Source organism: Halobacillus yeomjeoni (genome assembly GCF_020171525.1).
In the GTDB taxonomy this organism is placed as follows: domain Bacteria; phylum Bacillota; class Bacilli; order Bacillales; family Halobacillaceae; genus Halobacillus; species Halobacillus yeomjeoni.
Window position 1 is genome coordinate 388,711 of record NZ_JAIVAI010000001.1, and the last position, 18,106, is coordinate 406,816.

The 18,106-nt window shown below is 43.6% G+C and carries 17 protein-coding genes; 14 read left to right on the forward strand and 3 right to left on the reverse strand.

The annotated features are described in order from the left end of the window. Window positions 1-33 precede the first annotated feature (33 nt). Both LCL89_RS01995 and LCL89_RS02000 read right to left on the reverse strand, forming a co-directional pair. Window positions 34-1,941 (reverse strand): DUF294 nucleotidyltransferase-like domain-containing protein, encoded by a 1,908-nt coding sequence (locus LCL89_RS01995; RefSeq protein WP_224807396.1) that lies wholly within the window; start codon window positions 1,939-1,941, stop codon window positions 34-36. A 24-nt stretch (window positions 1,942-1,965) separates the two neighbouring features. Beyond that, window positions 1,966-2,202 (reverse strand): DUF2627 domain-containing protein, encoded by a 237-nt coding sequence (locus LCL89_RS02000; protein WP_224807398.1) that lies wholly within the window; start codon window positions 2,200-2,202, stop codon window positions 1,966-1,968. Window positions 2,203-2,336: 134 nt separating this feature from the next. On the opposite strand from LCL89_RS02000, the gene LCL89_RS02005 reads away from it, so the two are divergent. The 11 genes from LCL89_RS02005 to LCL89_RS02055 all read left to right on the forward strand — a co-directional run bounded on the left by LCL89_RS02005 (window position 2,337) and on the right by LCL89_RS02055 (window position 14,624). Beyond that, window positions 2,337-4,415 carry a sigma-54 interaction domain-containing protein gene (locus tag LCL89_RS02005; RefSeq protein WP_224807400.1) on the forward strand — a complete coding sequence of 693 codons (2,079 nt, stop codon included), beginning with the start codon at window positions 2,337-2,339 and terminating at the stop codon, window positions 4,413-4,415. A gap of 98 nt (window positions 4,416-4,513) precedes the next feature. Further along, complete coding sequence (gene yqiS, locus LCL89_RS02010) at window positions 4,514-5,416, forward strand: phosphate butyryltransferase (protein WP_224807401.1); 903 nt, start codon at window positions 4,514-4,516, stop codon at window positions 5,414-5,416. 12 nt (window positions 5,417-5,428) lie between these two features. After that, window positions 5,429-6,523, forward strand: a complete 1,095-nt coding sequence (bcd, locus tag LCL89_RS02015) for a branched-chain amino acid dehydrogenase (protein WP_197316396.1) — start codon at window positions 5,429-5,431, stop codon at window positions 6,521-6,523. A gap of 25 nt (window positions 6,524-6,548) precedes the next feature. Further along, window positions 6,549-7,634, forward strand: a complete 1,086-nt coding sequence (gene buk / locus LCL89_RS02020; RefSeq protein WP_224807402.1) for a butyrate kinase — start codon at window positions 6,549-6,551, stop codon at window positions 7,632-7,634. Window positions 7,635-7,648: 14 nt separating this feature from the next. Next, window positions 7,649-9,070 carry a dihydrolipoyl dehydrogenase gene (gene lpdA, locus LCL89_RS02025; protein WP_224807403.1) on the forward strand — a complete coding sequence of 474 codons (1,422 nt, stop codon included), beginning with the start codon at window positions 7,649-7,651 and terminating at the stop codon, window positions 9,068-9,070. Between the two features lie 20 nt (window positions 9,071-9,090). Beyond that, entirely contained in the window at window positions 9,091-10,083 is a 993-nt protein-coding gene (locus LCL89_RS02030) for a thiamine pyrophosphate-dependent dehydrogenase E1 component subunit alpha (RefSeq protein WP_224807404.1), read from the forward strand. A gap of 15 nt (window positions 10,084-10,098) precedes the next feature. After that, window positions 10,099-11,082: an alpha-ketoacid dehydrogenase subunit beta gene (locus LCL89_RS02035; RefSeq protein WP_224807405.1), complete on the forward strand. Its 984-nt coding sequence runs from the start codon at window positions 10,099-10,101 to the stop codon at window positions 11,080-11,082. An 18-nt stretch (window positions 11,083-11,100) separates the two neighbouring features. Further along, the gene (locus LCL89_RS02040) at window positions 11,101-12,423 is read left to right on the forward strand and encodes a dihydrolipoamide acetyltransferase family protein (protein WP_224807406.1); all 1,323 of its coding nucleotides are present in this window, start codon (window positions 11,101-11,103) and stop codon (window positions 12,421-12,423) included. 179 nt (window positions 12,424-12,602) lie between these two features. Continuing rightward, window positions 12,603-13,034, forward strand: coding sequence for a BrxA/BrxB family bacilliredoxin (locus LCL89_RS02045; RefSeq protein ID WP_197316390.1), 432 nt, complete (start codon window positions 12,603-12,605; stop codon window positions 13,032-13,034). An 82-nt stretch (window positions 13,035-13,116) separates the two neighbouring features. Beyond that, entirely contained in the window at window positions 13,117-14,067 is a 951-nt protein-coding gene (locus LCL89_RS02050; RefSeq protein WP_224807407.1) for an aromatic acid exporter family protein, read from the forward strand. A 41-nt stretch (window positions 14,068-14,108) separates the two neighbouring features. Beyond that, window positions 14,109-14,624, forward strand: a complete 516-nt coding sequence (locus LCL89_RS02055; protein WP_404813412.1) for a L,D-transpeptidase — start codon at window positions 14,109-14,111, stop codon at window positions 14,622-14,624. A gap of 51 nt (window positions 14,625-14,675) precedes the next feature. On the opposite strand, the gene prli42 is transcribed toward LCL89_RS02055, so the two are convergent. Then, window positions 14,676-14,810, reverse strand: coding sequence for a stressosome-associated protein Prli42 (gene prli42, locus LCL89_RS02060; protein ID WP_224807411.1), 135 nt, complete (start codon window positions 14,808-14,810; stop codon window positions 14,676-14,678). Between the two features lie 81 nt (window positions 14,811-14,891). Between prli42 and mce the strand changes: the two genes are divergently transcribed. From mce to LCL89_RS02075, 3 genes are all read left to right on the forward strand, one after another. Continuing rightward, window positions 14,892-15,341, forward strand: coding sequence for a methylmalonyl-CoA epimerase (mce, locus tag LCL89_RS02065; RefSeq protein ID WP_224807413.1), 450 nt, complete (start codon window positions 14,892-14,894; stop codon window positions 15,339-15,341). Next, entirely contained in the window at window positions 15,341-16,876 is a 1,536-nt protein-coding gene (locus tag LCL89_RS02070) for an acyl-CoA carboxylase subunit beta (protein ID WP_224807415.1), read from the forward strand. Before mce ends, LCL89_RS02070 begins: the two co-directional genes overlap by 1 nt. A 67-nt stretch (window positions 16,877-16,943) precedes the next feature. Continuing rightward, the gene (locus LCL89_RS02075) at window positions 16,944-18,071 is read left to right on the forward strand and encodes a M20/M25/M40 family metallo-hydrolase (protein ID WP_224807416.1); all 1,128 of its coding nucleotides are present in this window, start codon (window positions 16,944-16,946) and stop codon (window positions 18,069-18,071) included. Window positions 18,072-18,106: the final 35 nt, after the last annotated feature.

Consider the following 18,106-nt stretch of genomic DNA (forward strand, 5'->3'; position numbering starts at 1 on the left):
AATATTTAAAAATTTGTAAGTCGACAGGTAACATCAGACCACCCGATTTCGGTTGTAGCTTAACTCAAGGACCTGCTGCAACCGTTTCGCTATAATCAACGCTTCCCGGAGTGAGCGACGTTCATCTTTTTTCATATGCGTTAACTTCAGGTCATTGGATAGAGGCTCATCGTTTTTTAGTTGGTTCAAATTTTCTTTTAAACGGAACAGCATCAGTCTATGCAACGCAGTTTTAGCATTTTCTACATCACGAGGGTGGAAACGCTCTTGTTCTGCCAACGAATCTAACCGATTAATGGTATTGATGGACTCAATCCCGTACTTCATGCTGTATATGCGAATTGCATTAACGATCTGCATAATGGCAGACTTCTTTAAATTCAGCGTTCTCTTTTTTCCTACTCCGGATATTCTTCCGAATGGTTGCAGGGGTACGCGGAACCTCAACGTATCTTTCATAAGCAGTTGGTGAAGGTTAAGTGATTTCTGAACCCGTTTTGTGACGTGCTTCTTTAACTCGTAAGCTAAAGAGTAATCTCCAAAAATCGGCCTGAAATCCATGAAAATCGTAAAGTCACGGACTTCTTCAGCATCCATTTTTTCGATCCATCGATCCACGCTCTTATACCAATCACTGACTTGTTGGCGCCATTTATCTTCTTTAGCCATAATGCCTCCCGTACAATAAGGGAAGCCACACTCATCAAGCATGCCGTTAATTTTTTTAGCGAACGCCAGGAAATATTGGTCGATTTGCTCTTTGTTTCTTGAGTTGCTGTAGTCAGACAAAATCATCCCATTGTCCTGATCTGTGGAGAACCCTTGTTCTTTACGTCCTTCACTCCCCATGACCAGGAAGCAGTAATTGATTGGAGGAGGCCCGTGTCCCTCCGCGATCATTTCATCTTCGGCGATTTGAACGATTTGTTTATGAATCCGATCGTTGTAATTCGTTATTAATTCAGCGATGTCATAAGCAAACATGTTTTCTTTGATAAGACTTTCAACGAATTGTTGGAATCTTACGTTGTAAACAGGCGCAAGATCTTTGATTTCAGATACGCGCGTAGCATTGGATATGCGGTACGTCAGATCGAAATAGACGGAATTCTTAATTGTGAAAAATGAAGACTGCCGGAGAATCCCTACGATTTTATCTTTATGCAGTACAGGGATAATCTCAGTAGGGTGGTGCTTCAAGTAGCTCAAGGCGTCATAAATGAATTCCTGCTCGTTAATTTCATAGGCTTCTTCTGCCATATAGGCTTTAACGGGATTTCGATGGTCATTTTCGAAATAAGCACGCAAAATTTGTGCGTAGCCGATCATACCAAGCATCGATTGTTGGTCTTCACTTACGATCAACGCTTCAATCTTTTGCTGCTCGAGCATTCGGGCAGCTTTTTCTATGGGCGCGTCAGGATGGATGAACGTCGGCGGCTCCATATAGGCATCGGCTCTTTTTTTGTACAGTTCGCGATCGTCTTGTTCGTCTGTCGTAGAACTTTTGTATTTCACTTCATCATACAAGCTTTTCATCAGATGACTGATTCCATCCATGACCACTTTTGAAAATCGGGTATTTTCAGACATCACTTTCAAGAATGATTCTCTTTCGAAGCACAGGGTTTTGACAGGTTCAAGTGCCTGTACGGAGAAACGCATTTCTCCACTAGTGAGCAAAATCATGACCCCGACTAAATCCCCTGGATAGTAGAAACGTACGGATAACTGCCTTCCAGAAGATCGGTGCATAATATTTTTTGCTAACCCTGAAACTAAAAAGTGGATATCGATTTTATCATCTGTCTCATCTTCATGGATGATAAATTCGTTCGTGCTATATTCTTTCACGACCGCTTTACCGAATACTTCTTCGTACTCTTCATCGGTAAGCAGGTCGAAAGGATATTGATTTTTGAATAAATCAAACTCTGTCACAGAGCAAAACTCCTTTTTTTACAACTATTCCTTCTGTTTAAATCGGCCTTTGGTAAGATTTCTCTTCCGGTCTCTGTGTAATATAAAGCCTCCGATGAATGCTATACCACCGATGACAAATAATACACCTGCGATGCCTTGTAGGGCAATATGAAAATAAATCGGGTGGAACTTCCCGAATAATGCATCCCGGATCAACTTAATCCCATATACAGCTATGATTCCCGGTGTAACTAATAATAGTAAAGCAATTAAACGCATGATGATATCTCCTTTATTTGCAATCATCATTAAGTATATCAAATTCAATAATGTGAGGGAATTAGTTGAGACTTGCTAAATCGTGCAGAATAAAGTAAGATTAAGATACGCAAATTTTTGCAGGGTGTGATGTAATGAAACGTGTGTTAATTGTCGGGGCTGGCAAAGGCGGCACTGCCCTGTTGAAATTGCTTCATCAGACAGAGTGGATGGACATTGTAGCTGTCATTGATAACAACCCTGAGGCAGAAGGGGTCTCTCTTGCTCGTTCGTTCCGAATACCTACAGGATCCAATTGGGAAGAGTGGATACATAAAGAGATCGATATCATTATTGAAGCGACAGGAGATACTGACGTGTTCAATAAAATCAGGGAAGAACGAGATGGAAATACAGTAGTCATTCCAGGATCGGTTGCTTATATTACCTCGGAGTTGTTGGAAGAGAAAGAATCCTTGGTTCAAAAATTGAAGCAGCAGACGGAAAATCAACACTTGATACTTAATAGTATCCATGACGGGATGATTGTCATATCCAGTGATGAAAATATTTCATTTATTAACCGAAGTGCAGAAAGCATACTCGGGATGAAGAGGGAAGATGTTGTGGGTCACCCCATCAACAAAATCATTCCTACTTCAAGGCTGCCGCAAGTATTGAAGTCCAGAAAAAAAGAAGTGAATCAGAAGCTTCATTTAGATAATGGAAAGAAAGTGATTACGACAAGAATTCCTATGATCGGTCAAAACGATCGTGTAATAGGAGCATATGCCGTTTTTCAGGATATAACCGAAGTTCTTAACCTTGCAGAAGAAGTGACGGACCTTAAAGAAGTTAAAACCATGCTTGAAGCGATCATCCATTCTTCAGATGAAGCAATTTCAGTCGTAGATGAAAATGGAAGCGGTTTAGTAATCAATCCGGCCTATACGAAAATTACAGGGCTGACAGAAGATGATATCGTTGGGAAACCAGCGACAGTCGATATTTATGAAGGCGAAAGTATGCACATGAAGGTCTTGAAAACGAGACGTGCTGTGAGAGGGGTCAGGATGAAAGTCGGCCCTTCGAAGAAGGATGTGCTTGTTAATGTAGCACCTGTCATCGTAGATGGAAAGTTGAAGGGAAGTGTCGGTGTACTTCACGACGTCTCTGAAATAAAAGCCCTTACCACCGAATTGAAGAGGGCACGCCAAATCATCAGAAGTTTGGAAGCGAAATACACGTTCGATGATATCATCGGTGATTCCGCTGAACTGACATTGGCTCTTGAACAAGCGAAAGTGGGAGCGAGAACGCCTGCGACGGTATTGTTAAGAGGGGAGTCCGGCACTGGTAAAGAACTATTTGCTCATGCCATTCATAATGAGAGTAAGCGGCGCCATAATAAGTTTATCCGAGTGAATTGTGCAGCGATTGCAGAGTCATTATTAGAGAGTGAACTATTCGGTTATGAAGACGGTGCGTTTTCAGGTGCTAAACGTGGTGGGAAGAAAGGGTTGTTTGAAGAAGCGAATTACGGAAGTATCTTTCTAGATGAAATCGGAGAATTGACCCTCCCTATGCAGGCGAAGCTGCTCCGTGTCCTTCAAGAAAATGAAATCCTGAGAGTAGGCGGGACAAAACCGGTACACGTTGATGTGAGAGTCATTGCAGCTACGAATATTAACTTGGAAAAAGCGATAATGAACAAATCTTTCAGAGAAGATCTTTATTATCGTTTGAACCGGCTGCCGATATATATCCCCCCTCTACGAGAAAGAAAAGATGATTTACCACTATTGTGTGAGCATTTGATACAAAAGCTTAATGAAGATTATGGACGTCACGTGACAAAAGTTAATGAAGCAGCATTTCAAAAGCTTGAAAGTTATGATTGGCCGGGGAATGTCCGGGAACTTGAAAATATTATCGGTCGTGCAATGATTTACATGGAGAATCTGGAAGAAGAGATCCTGCCGAAGCATATTCCGCCTTTAGTAAAAGAAAATGTAGAAGGGGTGGAAACCTCTGAAAAAGGAGTCTCTTGGTTAGGTGAGACCCTTCAACAAGCGGTAGATGAGTATGAAAAGAAACTCCTGGCCGATGCGTTCAAATCTCATGACTTCAATAAAACGAAAACAGCCAAAGCATTAGGGATTTCAATCAGGAATCTATATTACAAGCTTGAAAAGTATAATTTAGATAAAAATAGCATGCAAGATTATTCATAATGCAAAATCCTGCATCGTGAAAACAGGCAAAAAAAGTGTGTGTCCGTGGTTCAGAATTGGCATGATTCTTGCTGTTAATCTAGTGAAGAGGTGACAGAATGAAAACTTTAGATGAGATGCTTCAACGAGTCGATGGCTCCGATCCAAAGACTGTCGCTGTAGCTCAAGCGGGGAATACAGAAGTACTTAAAGCTGTAAAAAAAGCGTTTGAATTAGGTCTTTCCAAATTCCTGCTGGTCGGTAATGAAGATGAAATCAACCAAATGTCTAAAGATATCGACTTCGATTTAAATCAGGAAGGGATAGAAGTAAGGCACTGCCCGGTGGAACAAGCAGCTGAGAAAGCAGTCAGAGCTGTCCACGATCAAGAAGCTCATGTAGTTATGAAAGGGCATATAGATACAAAGTCGCTTTTAAAAGCAGTGCTGGATAAACAATACGGGCTTAGGGCTAAAGGGGCTCTCTCCCATGTAGCTTTGTTCGAAGTGCCTGGAAGGGAACATTTAATCTTTTTAACTGATGCAGGGATGAATATTGCCCCTACATTGGAAGAAAAGGTTCACATAATAAATAATGCTGTAACAGTTGCCAACCGCACAGGTTTAGATAAGCCGAAAGTAGCTCTCTTGGCTGCGGTGGAAGTGGTCAACCCTGCTATGCAGGCGACTCAGGATGCAGCCATATTGACACAGATGAATCGACGTGGGCAAATAAAAAACTGTATCATTGATGGTCCTTTGGCTTTTGACAACGCTGTCGACAAAAGAGCAGCGGAAGAAAAAGGAATTGATTCAGAGGTTGCTGGAGAAGCAGATATACTGGTAGTTCCAACAATTGAAGTAGCCAATGCGTTATACAAATCATTCATGTATTTTGCCAATGCAAAAGTGGCGGCTGTAATAAGTGGAGCAAAAGCACCTATAGTACTGACTTCAAGAGCAGATACAGCCGAAAGTAAAGTTTATTCATTAGCTCTTGCCTTACAATCAAACAATCAATAGGAGGAATTTACAATGGAAATTTTCACTTATATGAAAGAATACGATTATGAGCAGTTGGTATTTTGTCAGGATGAACAATCTGGATTGAAAGCGATCATCGCGATTCATGACACGACGCTGGGACCTGCACTTGGTGGTACACGTATGTGGACATATGATTCCGAAGAAGCTGCAATTGAAGATGCTCTTCGTCTTGCAAAAGGCATGACTTACAAAAATGCGGCTGCCGGATTGAACTTAGGTGGAGGGAAAACCGTAATCATCGGCGATCCTAAGAAAGACAAAAACGAAGAGATGTTCCGTGCATTTGGACGTTACATCCAAGGTCTCAACGGTCGTTACATAACCGCTGAGGACGTTGGAACAACAGTTCAGGATATGGATACGATCCATTCTGAGACCGACTACGTAACAGGGATCTCTCCTGCATTCGGTTCTTCCGGAAACCCTTCCCCGGTCACTGCTTATGGAGTGTACCGAGGTATGAAAGCTGCTGCTAAAGAAGGATTCGGTACAGATTCTCTTGATGGAAAAACTGTAGCCGTACAGGGTGTAGGAAATGTAGCATTTAATTTATGCCGTCATTTACACGAAGAGGGAGCAAACTTGATCGTAACCGATATTAATGAAGAAGCTGTTCAACGTGCAGTAGAAGAGTTCGGAGCTAAAGCCGTAAGCACAGAGGAAATCTACAGTGTTGATTGTGACATTTACGCACCATGCGCGCTTGGAGCTACAATCAATGATGAAACGATTCCTCAATTAAAAGCCAAAGTCATCGCCGGTGCTGCCAACAACCAATTGAAAGATACATCTCATGGGGATATTCTTCATGAAAAAGGAATCGTATATACCCCGGATTATGTCATCAATGCCGGCGGAGTAATCAATGTTGCAGATGAGCTTCACGGGTATAACAAAGATCGTGCAATGAAGCGGGTTGAAAAGATTTATGACAACGTGGAACGAGTTTTTGAAATTTCCCGTCGTGATAATATTCCTACGTACGTTGCAGCAGATCGTTTGGCTGAAGAGCGTATTGAACGCATGCGTCGTTCCCGCAGCCAGTTCCTGCAGAACGAACATCACATCCTAAGCAGAAAATAAGATCACATAACGGAGGTCAAAGACAGTGCGCACACATCGAATACTTGTGATCAATCCTGGCTCTACATCAACGAAAATTGGCGTCTTTGACGATGAGGACGTAGTTTTAGAAAAAACGATTCGTCACCAACCGGATGAGGTCAATCAATATAAGAGGGTCATTGATCAATATGAATTCAGAAAGCAAGTCATTTTAGACGTCTTGGATCAAGAAGGGATCAATATCAGCAAGCTGAGTGCCGTCTGCGGACGGGGCGGCTTGCTGCGCCCGATTGAAGGCGGAACCTATGAAGTCAATAATGCGATGCTTGAAGATTTGAGAAATGGATACAATGGAGAGCATGCGTCGAACCTGGGTGGAATCATCGCTCATGAAATTGCGAAAGGGCTGAACATCGGTGCTTACATCGTGGATCCTGTAGTGGTGGATGAGCTTCATGATCTAGCCCGGGTTTCCGGAGTTCCTGAAATTCCAAGAAAAAGTATCTTTCATGCCTTGAACCAAAAAGCTGTGGCAAGAAGAGCTGCGAAAGATTTACAACAATCATATAAAGAATCGCGTTTGATAGTAACGCACATGGGTGGAGGAATCACTGTCGGCGCTCACGCCAACGGGCGCGTTATTGACGTGAATAACGGACTGCACGGTGATGGACCCTTCTCCCCGGAGCGTGCTGGCACCGTTCCCGCGGGAGATCTTGTTTCCCTTTGCTTCTCTGGTCAGTATTACAGAGATGAAGTGATGAAAAAGCTGGTCGGTCAAGGTGGATTGATGGCTTATCTGGATACTAATGATGCAAGAGAAGTCGAGAAAATGGTCGAGCATGGAGATAAGAAGGCAAAATTGGTTTTTGATGCGATGGCCTACCAAATCGCTAAGGAAATCGGCAGCATGAGTGCTGTTTTGGAAGGGAAAGTCGACGCTATTGCTTTGACAGGCGGTCTTGCTTATGGAAAAGGATTTGTAGAAGAAATTTCGAAAAGAATCCACTGGATTGCTGATGTCCTCGTATATCCAGGAGAAAATGAGTTAGAAGCTTTGAACGAAGGGACACTGCGTATTTTGAATAATGAAGAAGTCCCTAAACAATATCCGAACTTTGCAGAATAGGAAGGAGAATTCCGATGGCTCAAGAGTATGATTTGGTCGTTCTGGGCGGAGGAACGGGTGGTTATGTAGCTGCCATCCGTGCTTCCAAGCTTGGCTTGAAAGTGGCCATGGTAGAAAAACAGGAACTTGGTGGAACCTGCCTCCACCGGGGCTGCATCCCCTCTAAAGCTTTACTAAGAAGTGCAGAAGTATTCAGGCAGACGAAGGAAGCCGAAAACTTCGGCGTAAGTACAGGACAACCAACTTTGAATTTCACAAAAGTTCAAGAGCGGAAGCAATCCATCGTGGACACTTTACATAAAGGTGTTCAAGGACTCATGAAGAAAGGGAAGGTCGACGTTTATGAAGGGTTTGGACGTATTTTAGGACCTTCCATTTTTTCTCCGACAGCAGGGACCATTTCCGTGGAAATGAATAGCGGAGAAGAAAATGAAATGTTAATTCCGAAAAACGTGTTGATCGCAACAGGTTCAAGTCCAAAAACACTACCCGGTCTTGAAATTGACGGGGAACAAGTCATGACTTCTGATGAAGCTCTATCGATGGAAGAACTGCCTCAATCATTAATTATCGTCGGCGGGGGAGTCATTGGCATAGAATGGGCTTCCATGATGGCTGATTTTGGTGTCGAAGTGACCGTTCTTGAGTATTTACCGAACATTCTTCCTACCGAAGATCAGGACATTCAGAAAGAAATGTTAAAACAAATGAAAAACAAAGGTGTCAACATCGTAACGAATGCAAAGGTGATGGCTGATACTTTAGAAAAATCTGAAGGCGTTTCCATTCAGGCTGAGGTGGATGGCGAAATGACCACTTATGAAGCTGAGAAAATGCTGGTGTCGGTCGGACGCTCTGCAAATGTAAAAAATATCGGCTTGGAAAATACCGATATCATCGTTGATAACGGTGTCATCCAAACGAATAAATATTATCAGACTAAAGAGAGTCACATTTATGCAATCGGAGATGTAATCGGAGGTATGCAGCTTGCTCATGTCGCTTCTCATGAAGGGATTATTGCTGTAGAGCATATGGATGACCAAACCCCTCATCCAATGAACCCGGAGCAGGTCCCTACTTGTATTTATTCCAATCCAGAAGTGGCGAGTGTCGGTCTGACAGAAGCGCAGGCAAATGAGCAGGGATACGAAGTGAAAGTAGGTAAGTTTCCGTTCAAAGCCATCGGTAAAGCACTTGTGTATGGTGAAACAGACGGGTTCGTCAAAATCATAGCTGATAAAAAGACAGACGATTTACTAGGTGTGCATATGGTCGGTCCACATGTGACTGATATGATTTCTGAAGCAGGACTCGCCAAAGTACTGGATGCGACACCTTGGGAGATCGCTGAAAGTATCCACCCTCACCCGACGCTTGCAGAAGCGATAGGGGAAGCGGCAATGGCTGTTGATGGCAACCAAATTCATGGATAAGGATCAAAGGAGGGAACAACATGGCTGAAAACCGCCATAAATCATTAGGATTAAGTGATGAAGAAGTATTGGACATGTATCGCACAATGTTGCTAGCGAGAAAAATTGACGAACGGATGTGGTTGTTGAACCGCGCTGGGAAAATTCCTTTCGTCATCTCTTGTCAGGGCCAGGAAGCAGCGCAAGTAGGCGCATCTTACGCCTTGGACCGTGAAAAGGACTATGCACTTCCTTATTATCGGGACATGGGTGTAGTTCTATCTTTCGGGATGACTGCGCAGGACCTTATGTTGTCAGGTTTTGCTAAAGCGGAAGATCCTAACTCCGGTGGACGCCAAATGCCTGGTCACTTCGGCCAAAAGAAGAACCGCATTGTAACAGGCTCATCCCCTGTAACTACGCAAGTTCCTCACGCTGTAGGGATTGCGCTTGCAGGAAAGATGGAAAAGAAAGATTTTGTTTCACTCGTTACTTTCGGAGAAGGTTCATCCAACCAGGGAGATTTCCACGAAGGTGCAAACTTCGCAGGTGTGCATAAGCTCCCGGTCATCTTCATGGTAGAAAACAACAAATATGCAATTTCTGTACCTGTTTCCAAGCAGCTGGCCTGTGAAAAAGTTTCTGACCGTGCTATCGGTTATGGCATGCCGGGACATACGGTGGATGGGAACGACCCACTTGCTGTATATGAAGCTGTGAAAGAAGCGGCGGATCGCGGACGTAGAGGCGAAGGGCCGACACTGATCGAAACGGTTTCCTACCGCTTGACACCACACTCAAGTGATGATGACGACCGGACGTACCGTGAGCGTGAAGAAGTCGAAGAAGCGAAGAAGAAGGATTCGATCGTCACGTTTGCCAATTACCTTCGCGAACAAGGTATTTTGACTGAAGAAAAAGAGACGGAAATGAACCAAGAGATTGATAAGATCGTAAATGATGCAACGGATTACGCAGAAAACGCGGAATATGCAGATGCTGAATCTGCATTGCGTTATGTGTACGAAGAGTAAGGAGGGGGAGAAAAAATGGCTGTAATATCTTATATTCAAGCAGTAACCCAAGCTTTGAGAGAAGAAATGCAAAGAGATGAAAAAGTGTTCGTCCTGGGTGAAGATGTCGGAAAACGAGGCGGTGTATTCCGTGCTACAGATGGTTTGTATGACGAATTCGGAGAAGATCGAGTGTTGGACACACCACTTGCTGAATCAGCGATTGCAGGTGTAGGAATCGGTGCTGCCATGTATGGTATGCGCCCGGTGGCTGAAATGCAGTTCGCCGATTTCATCATGCCTGCCGTGAACCAAATCATTTCAGAAGCGGCTAAGACCCGTTATCGTTCCAACAACGACTGGAGTGTACCGATGACGATCCGGGCACCATACGGCGGTGGAGTTCACGGAGCTTTATATCACTCTCAATCCGTAGAAGCGGTTTTCGCTAACCAGCCTGGCTTGAAAATCGTCATGCCTTCCACTCCTTATGATGTGAAAGGGCTTCTGAAAGCTTCAATCCGTGACAATGACCCTGTACTTTTCTTTGAACACAAACGTGCGTATCGTTTGATCAAAGGAGAGGTGCCGGAAGAGGATTATACATTGCCGTTAGGAAAAGCTGATGTAAAACGGGAAGGATCGGACATTACGGTCATCACGTATGGTCTTTGTGTACACTTTGCCCTTCAAGCAGCTGAAAAGCTTGAAGAAGAGGGAATCGATGCCCATATCCTTGATCTTAGAACCGTTTATCCATTGGATAAAGAAGGCATTATCGAAGCGGCTTCTAAAACAGGAAAAGTTTTATTGGTCACGGAAGATAATAAAGAAGGTGGAATTATCTCTGAAGTTTCAGCGATAATCAGTGAAAACTGTCTATTCGATTTGGACGCGCCTGTTCAACGTCTGGCAGGTCCCGATGTTCCTGCGATGCCGTATGCACCGACGATGGAGAAATATTTCATGATGAATCCAGATAAAGTTGAAAAAGCGATGCGTGATCTCGCTGAATTTTAATGAGAAGGAGGAATTCCTATGGGATTAGAAAAAATTAAAATGCCCCAGCTTGGTGAAAGTGTGACTGAGGGGACAATCAGTTCCTGGTTGGTCAAACCCGGCGATCAAGTGAACAAGTATGACCCAATTGCTGAAGTCATGACAGACAAAGTCAACGCAGAAGTCCCATCTTCCTATACTGGAGTCATCAAAGAACTTATTGCAGAAGAAGGCGACACGCTGGAAGTCGGAGATTTCATGTGTCATATCGAAGTGGAAGGCGCCGGTTCTGCGGATGAAGAAGAAACGAAACAAGAAGAGCCTAAACAAGAAACCGCTCCTAAGAAAGAAACGAAGCCTGCCGCCGAAAAGAAACCGGCAAAGCAGTCTAAAAATGATCAAGGCAGTAAAAAGCGTTATTCCCCAGCTGTCATGACACTTGCACAAGAACATGACATCGACTTGAACCAAGTGGAAGGGTCAGGACGCGGGGGTCGTATCACTCGTAAAGACTTGGAAAAAATCATCGAGAGTGGAGAAATTCCTACAGCTGATCAAGAGCAGGCAGTTGAACCGAGTGCAGCACCACAGCAGCCAGCAGCTTCTGAACAGCCTGCTGCTTCTCAAAAACCTGCAGCACAAACAAACATTCAATCTGCTGAAGGAGATGTAGAGATCCCTGTTACAGGCGTTCGTAAAGCCATCGCCTCTAATATGGTGAAATCCAAAACTGAAATTCCTCATGCCTGGATGATGGTGGAAGTCGATGTTACGAACTTGGTACAACTCCGTAATGCCAAGAAGAATCAATTCAAGCAACAAGAGGGATACAGCCTGACTTACTTCGCTTTCTTCGTTAAAGCAGTAGCTCAAGCATTAAAAGAGTATCCTCAATTGAACAGTCAATGGGCTGGCGATAAGATCATCCAGAAGAAAGCGATCAATTTGAATATCGCTGTCGCTAAAGATGATGAGCTTTTCGTTCCAGTCATCCGGGATGCTGACGAAAAGAGCATCAAAGGAATTGCCAAAGACATCACAGAGCTTGCAAATAAAGCTCGTCAAGGCAAACTGACTTCAAAAGATATGGAAGGTGGAACCTTCACGGTCAACAATACGGGCTCCTTTGGTTCGGTACAGTCCATGGGCGTGATCAATCACCCACAAGCTGCGATACTTCAAGTCGAATCCATTGTTAAGAAGCCTGTATTCCAGGACGGAATGTTCGGAGCTCGTGACATGGTCAATCTATGTCTATCTCTGGACCATAGAGTGTTAGACGGTCTTGTGGCAGGCAACTTCCTTGCGCGAGTTAAAGAAATTCTTGAAAAAATGTCAGAAGAACATACATCCATCTATTAATAACGAGACTGATCCCCCTGGCCAATCCAGGGGGTTATTTTTGCTCACATACGCTTCCTCCATCCCTCTGTACTTCCAGGGAGTAAAAGTGCATTGAGGTAAAGAGGGGACAATTGAATTGAAAGGTAATCAATTACTTGGTAAAATGTTGATAGTCTACATAAAAAGGAGCCATGTAAATGGATTTTAATATCTTCATGAACGACGTAGTTACTAAAGCGAGAGAAGAAATTACACAAGCAGGCTACACAGAGTTGACAACGCCGGAAGAGGTTGATGACGCTTTAAACAAAGACGGTACGACTCTTGTCATGATCAATTCCGTATGTGGTTGTGCCGGCGGTATAGCACGTCCCGCAGCAGCTCATGCCATTCATTATGATAAACGTCCGGATCATTTAGTCACAGTATTTGCAGGTCAAGACCGTGAAGCTACTGACCGTGCCCGCGAATACTTTGAAGGGTACCCTCCATCTTCACCTTCATTCGCTCTACTTAAAGATGGAAAAATACAGACAATGGTAGAGCGTCACGATATCGAAGGATTTGAACCGATGGAAGTGATCGGTAAGCTTCAACGTCAATTTGAAGAATACTGTGAAGAAGTATAAACTTGTATCACTAACGGGACCTTTGTACTGACAAAGGTCCTTTTTTCATCAGAAAACACATGTATAGAGGTGAAAAAGACAATTGAAGATAGGATATAGAACAGTAAAAACTGCTTTAGGAACCCCTTTTGCTATTTGGGTTGCTCAAATGCTGCAACTGAATAATTTCGCCTCTGCAGGAATTCTGACGATTCTTTGTATACAGATTACGAGGAAACGGTCTTTTTTATCCGCCTGGCACCGCGTGGCTGCATGTTTAGTGGCTATGGGATTCTCCTATCTATTCTTTGAGTTTATCGGCTACCATCCTCTATCCATCGGTTTAATGCTGTTTGCTTTCATACCTGTGACCGTTTGGTTGAAAGTAACACCTGGCATTGTCACGAGCTCGGTCATTATTCTTCATTTATATGACTCAGGAGATATTGGATGGGGAACGATTTTTAACGAAACATTATTGATTGTCGTAGGAATCGGCACGGCGTTATTATTAAACCTTTATATGCCTAGTCTTGAAAATAAGCTTGTGGAGTACCAGGAAGAAGTGGAACACAATTTCTCAGTCATCTTGAAAGAAGTATCCACGTACCTGCGTGATGGTACGGATTCATGGGCCGGAACAGAACTGACGGATACAGCCGCATTATTGGAAAAAGCGAAATCCCTCTCTTATCGTGACGTTGAAAATCACGTATTACAGGCTCACAACCGCTATTATCACTATTTTCATATGCGGATGAAGCAGTTCGAACTGCTGGAGCGGATGGTACCTTTAGCAAGTCGGATCTCTTCAAGCTATGAACAGAGAATATTGATCGCTGATTTTTTCGATGATTTATCTAAAGCTGTCCACCCAGGGAATACAGCTGTTATTTTTTTGAAGAAATTAAAAGAATTAAAAGAGTATTTCCGCAATGACAAACTTCCAGAAACCAGGGAAGAATTTGAAGTTCGGGCCAACCTTTTCCATTTATTGAATGAGATTGAAGAATACTTGGTTATAAAACGATCGTTCAGGAAAAGTGATGTATAGGAAGGAATTCCTGGGGGAAACTTTGACTAAAAGAGGGATGGATCATGAAGGTATTTGCCTTGATATTCGTTCTGTTTCTTCCCCCATATGTAAGTGGAGATTCAGTCATTATAGTCAATAAATCAAGCCACGAGTTGGTTCTTTATCAACACGGTATACAACAATTTTCAGCCCCTGCTGCGGTAGGGAAAACGGAAGATTTGACCCCTGAAGGGCGGTTTCAGGTATTAGTCAAAGCAAAAGATCCTTATTACAGGAAAAAAGATATTCCTGGAGGCGACAGCCGCAATCCCCTTGGAAGCCGCTGGATCGGTTTCGATGCACGAGGAACAGATGGAAGGGTTTATGGTATTCATGGAACTAATCAGCCGGAATCAATCGGGAAGTCTGTATCTGCGGGGTGCATCCGTTTAAAGAATGAAGACGTTCAAGCATTATTTGATTTAATACCGATGGGGGCGGATGTTTTCATCGTGAACGATTCATCAACTATGGAAGAGACTTATGAGAAATGGGAAAAGCAGCGACTTCACAAGTTTTTGAATTCGGCCCCATAGAAAAAAGCCGAGAGAAACGATTTCTCTCGGCTTTTATTTTACATCTCCAATTTATAGGAAGAAACTTGCGCCAGCAAGAAGACTCGATAGGACCATGGAAAGAATCATCAGGTAAATGACCACTTTCATCCTGCGCTCACGTTTTGATTTTTTCTTCTTCATCGGTTGTTGTTTGTTCGTAGCCAAGGTTAGAAACCTCCTTCTTAAGCAATCCTATAAATAGTTTACCGAAAAAACAAAAATCGGACAAGTATCGGAGGGATAGAGTTGGAGAATTTACATAAAAAAATCGATCCATCAGTTCCGAAGAAAATTGCTCACATCGGAATCGCCGTGGAAAATCTTGAAGAAGCAATGGCTTTCTATGAGAAATCACTGGGAGTATCTGCAGAGTCCATTGAAAAAGTGCCCATGGATCATGTGGAGGTCGCTTTTTTGAAAGTAGGAGAAACCATGCTTGAGTTGATTCAACCGTTAAACGAAAAATCACCTGTATTTACGTTTATCCAGAAACGAGGGCAGGGCATCCATCATATCGCTTTTGAAATCGAAGACTTACAAAGACGCATCGATATCCTTCAAAACGAAGGAATACGTATGATTGATAATAGTCCTAGAAGGGGAGCCGGCGGACATGATGTGGCTTTTGCGCATCCTTCTTCCTCTTACGGTGTACTATTGGAATACGTCCAGTCTCAGCATAGAGGTGAGTTGTAGTGGACAGCTTTGATAAGTTAAGTCAATTATATGAAAAACGTCAGCAAATCCGCTTAGGCGGAGGAGAAGAACGCATTGCAAGACAACATGAAAAAGGGAAGTTGACGGCAAGGGAACGAATTGATTATTTGCTGGATCAAGATACGTTTGTTGAATTAAACACCCATATGAGGAGCAGAGGCTCTGATGATGACCCATCCCCGTGTGAAGGCGTCGTTACGGGTTATGGGAAAATAGATGGACGGAAGGTCTATCTTTATGCACAGGATTTTACGGTCAATGGGGGATCCTTGGGGGAAGTACATGCACAGAAAATTTGTGCAGTCATGGATTTGGCTGCAAAAACAGGAGTTCCTATCATCGGATTGAATGATTCGGGTGGCGCCCGCATCCAGGAAGGTGTATCAGCTCTGGATGGCTACGGAAAAGTCTTTTACAGAAATGCCATTTACTCAGGGGTCATTCCGCAGATTTCTGTCATCATGGGACCATGTGCAGGAGGTGCTGTTTACTCTCCAGCATTGACTGATTTCGTCATTATGGTGGAGCAGACATCCCAAATGTTCGTGACGGGGCCAAAAGTATTAAAGGCGATTACTGGTGAAGAAATTTCAGCGGAAGATCTTGGGGGAGCGGCAGTCCATAACAAAGTGAGCGGAAGTGCCCATTTAAAAGCTCCTAGTGAAAAGGAAGCGTTGGATCAGGTGAAAGTATTGATTGATTATTTCCCGCAAAATAACCGGGAAACTCCTGGAGAAGATAAGTCTGAAGGTGAAAAAAAGGACCCTACAATGATAGCTTCCATTGTCCCGGAGAATCCAACTCGTCCATATGATGTCCGAAATGTGATTAAAGAAGTTGTGGATAATGATACATTTTTTGAAATTCATCCTTCATTTGCCAAATGCATCGTAGTTGGTTTTGCTCGTATGAATGGTAAGGTCATAGGGCTCGTATGTAATCAGCCGAAGTGTATGGCAGGAGGACTCGATATTGATGCCAGTGATAAAGCGGCACGATTTATCCGTTTTTGTGATGCTTTCAATATTCCACTGGTTACGTTGGAAGATGTAACAGGATTCTTCCCTGGTGTGAAGCAGGAGCATGGGGGCATTATTCGTCATGGAGCGAAACTGCTTTATGCTTTTTCAGAAGCGACGGTACCTAAAGTTACAGTGATATTAAGAAAAGCTTATGGTGGAGCCTATGTAGCGATGAATAGCAAAGCGATCGGAGCTGATCTTGTCTTTGCATGGCCGAATGCTGAAATCGCCGTTATGGGACCTGAAGGTGCTGCGAGTGTCATTTATGCGAAAGAAATACAACAAAGTGATGATCCTGAAACTACAAAACAAAAGAAAATCGAGGAATACCGAAGCCGTTTTGCGACTCCTTACCATGCCGCTGGTTTAGGGATGGTGGATGAAGTCATTACGCCGGAGGAGACTCGAAGCAGCATCATACAGGCTTTGGATATGCTGGAAGGCAAATCCGAGGCACGTCCTTTTAAGAAGCATGGAAACATTCCTCTTTGATTGACACACCTTTGTTCTTTCGCTAACGTACTAAGAGGAATGGGTTTACATATAAGGAGGAAACCATATGCTGAAGATTAATAAAGAACGTCTGCTTGATGAATTTCTGGAGTTGGTTCAAATTGACTCTGAAACCGGAGAAGAATCTGAAATCGCAGAAATCCTAAAAAGAAAATTTGAAGACCTCGGCGTAGAGGTTGTTGAAGATGACGCAAAAAACATAACCGGCCATGGAGCAAACAATCTGATATGTACATTGAAAGGGACGAAAGAAGGAGTAGATACGATTTACTTCACTTCTCATATGGATACAGTCGTTCCGGGTAAAGGAGTCAGTCCATCGATCGAAGATGGTTATGTCATCACAGATGGAACAACCATTCTTGGTGCTGATGATAAAACGGGTTTGGCTGCGATTTTTGAAGCGGTTCGTTCTCTTAAAGAGAATGATGTAGAGCATGGGGATATCCAATTTGTCATCACTGTCGGCGAAGAGAGTGGTCTTGTAGGTGCAAAAGCTTTGGATGCTTCCATGTTGAAAGCGAAATACGGATACGCTCTTGATAGTGACGGTCAAGTCGGTAATATCATCGTCGCAGCACCGACACAAGCGAAAATCAATGCGATCGTAAAAGGTAAAACTGCGCATGCCGGCGTGGCCCCTGAAAAGGGAGTGTCTGCAATTACACTCGCTTCCCGCGCAATCGCTAAAATGCCTCTAGGACGAATCGATGATGAGACAACAGCTAACATCGGAAGCTTTGAAGGTGGTCAAAAGACAAACATTGTATGTGATCATGTAGAAATTCTGGCAGAGGCTCGCTCTTTGGTTCCTGAAAAGATGGAAGAGCAAGTAGAAAAGATGAAAAAAGCATTTATAGAAACAGCTGAAGAAATGGGCGGAGAGGTCGAACTTGATGTTCAAGTCATGTACCCAGGATTCAAGCAGCAAGCGGGTGACCAAGTAGTGGAAGTGGCACGTACCGCCGCGGCTAAAATCGGCAGAGAAAGTGAGTTGTTGACAAGCGGTGGAGGCAGCGATGCCAACATCATCGCCGGACACGGAGTGCCGACTGTCAACCTGGCCGTCGGGTACGAAGAGATTCATACGACGAATGAACGTATGCCGGTAGCTGAATTAGAAAAAACAGCTGAGCTGGTAGCAGCAATCATTCAAGAGGTGGCTGAGCAATAAAGACTGTCAGAGCGGACGGATGTCCGCTCTCTTTT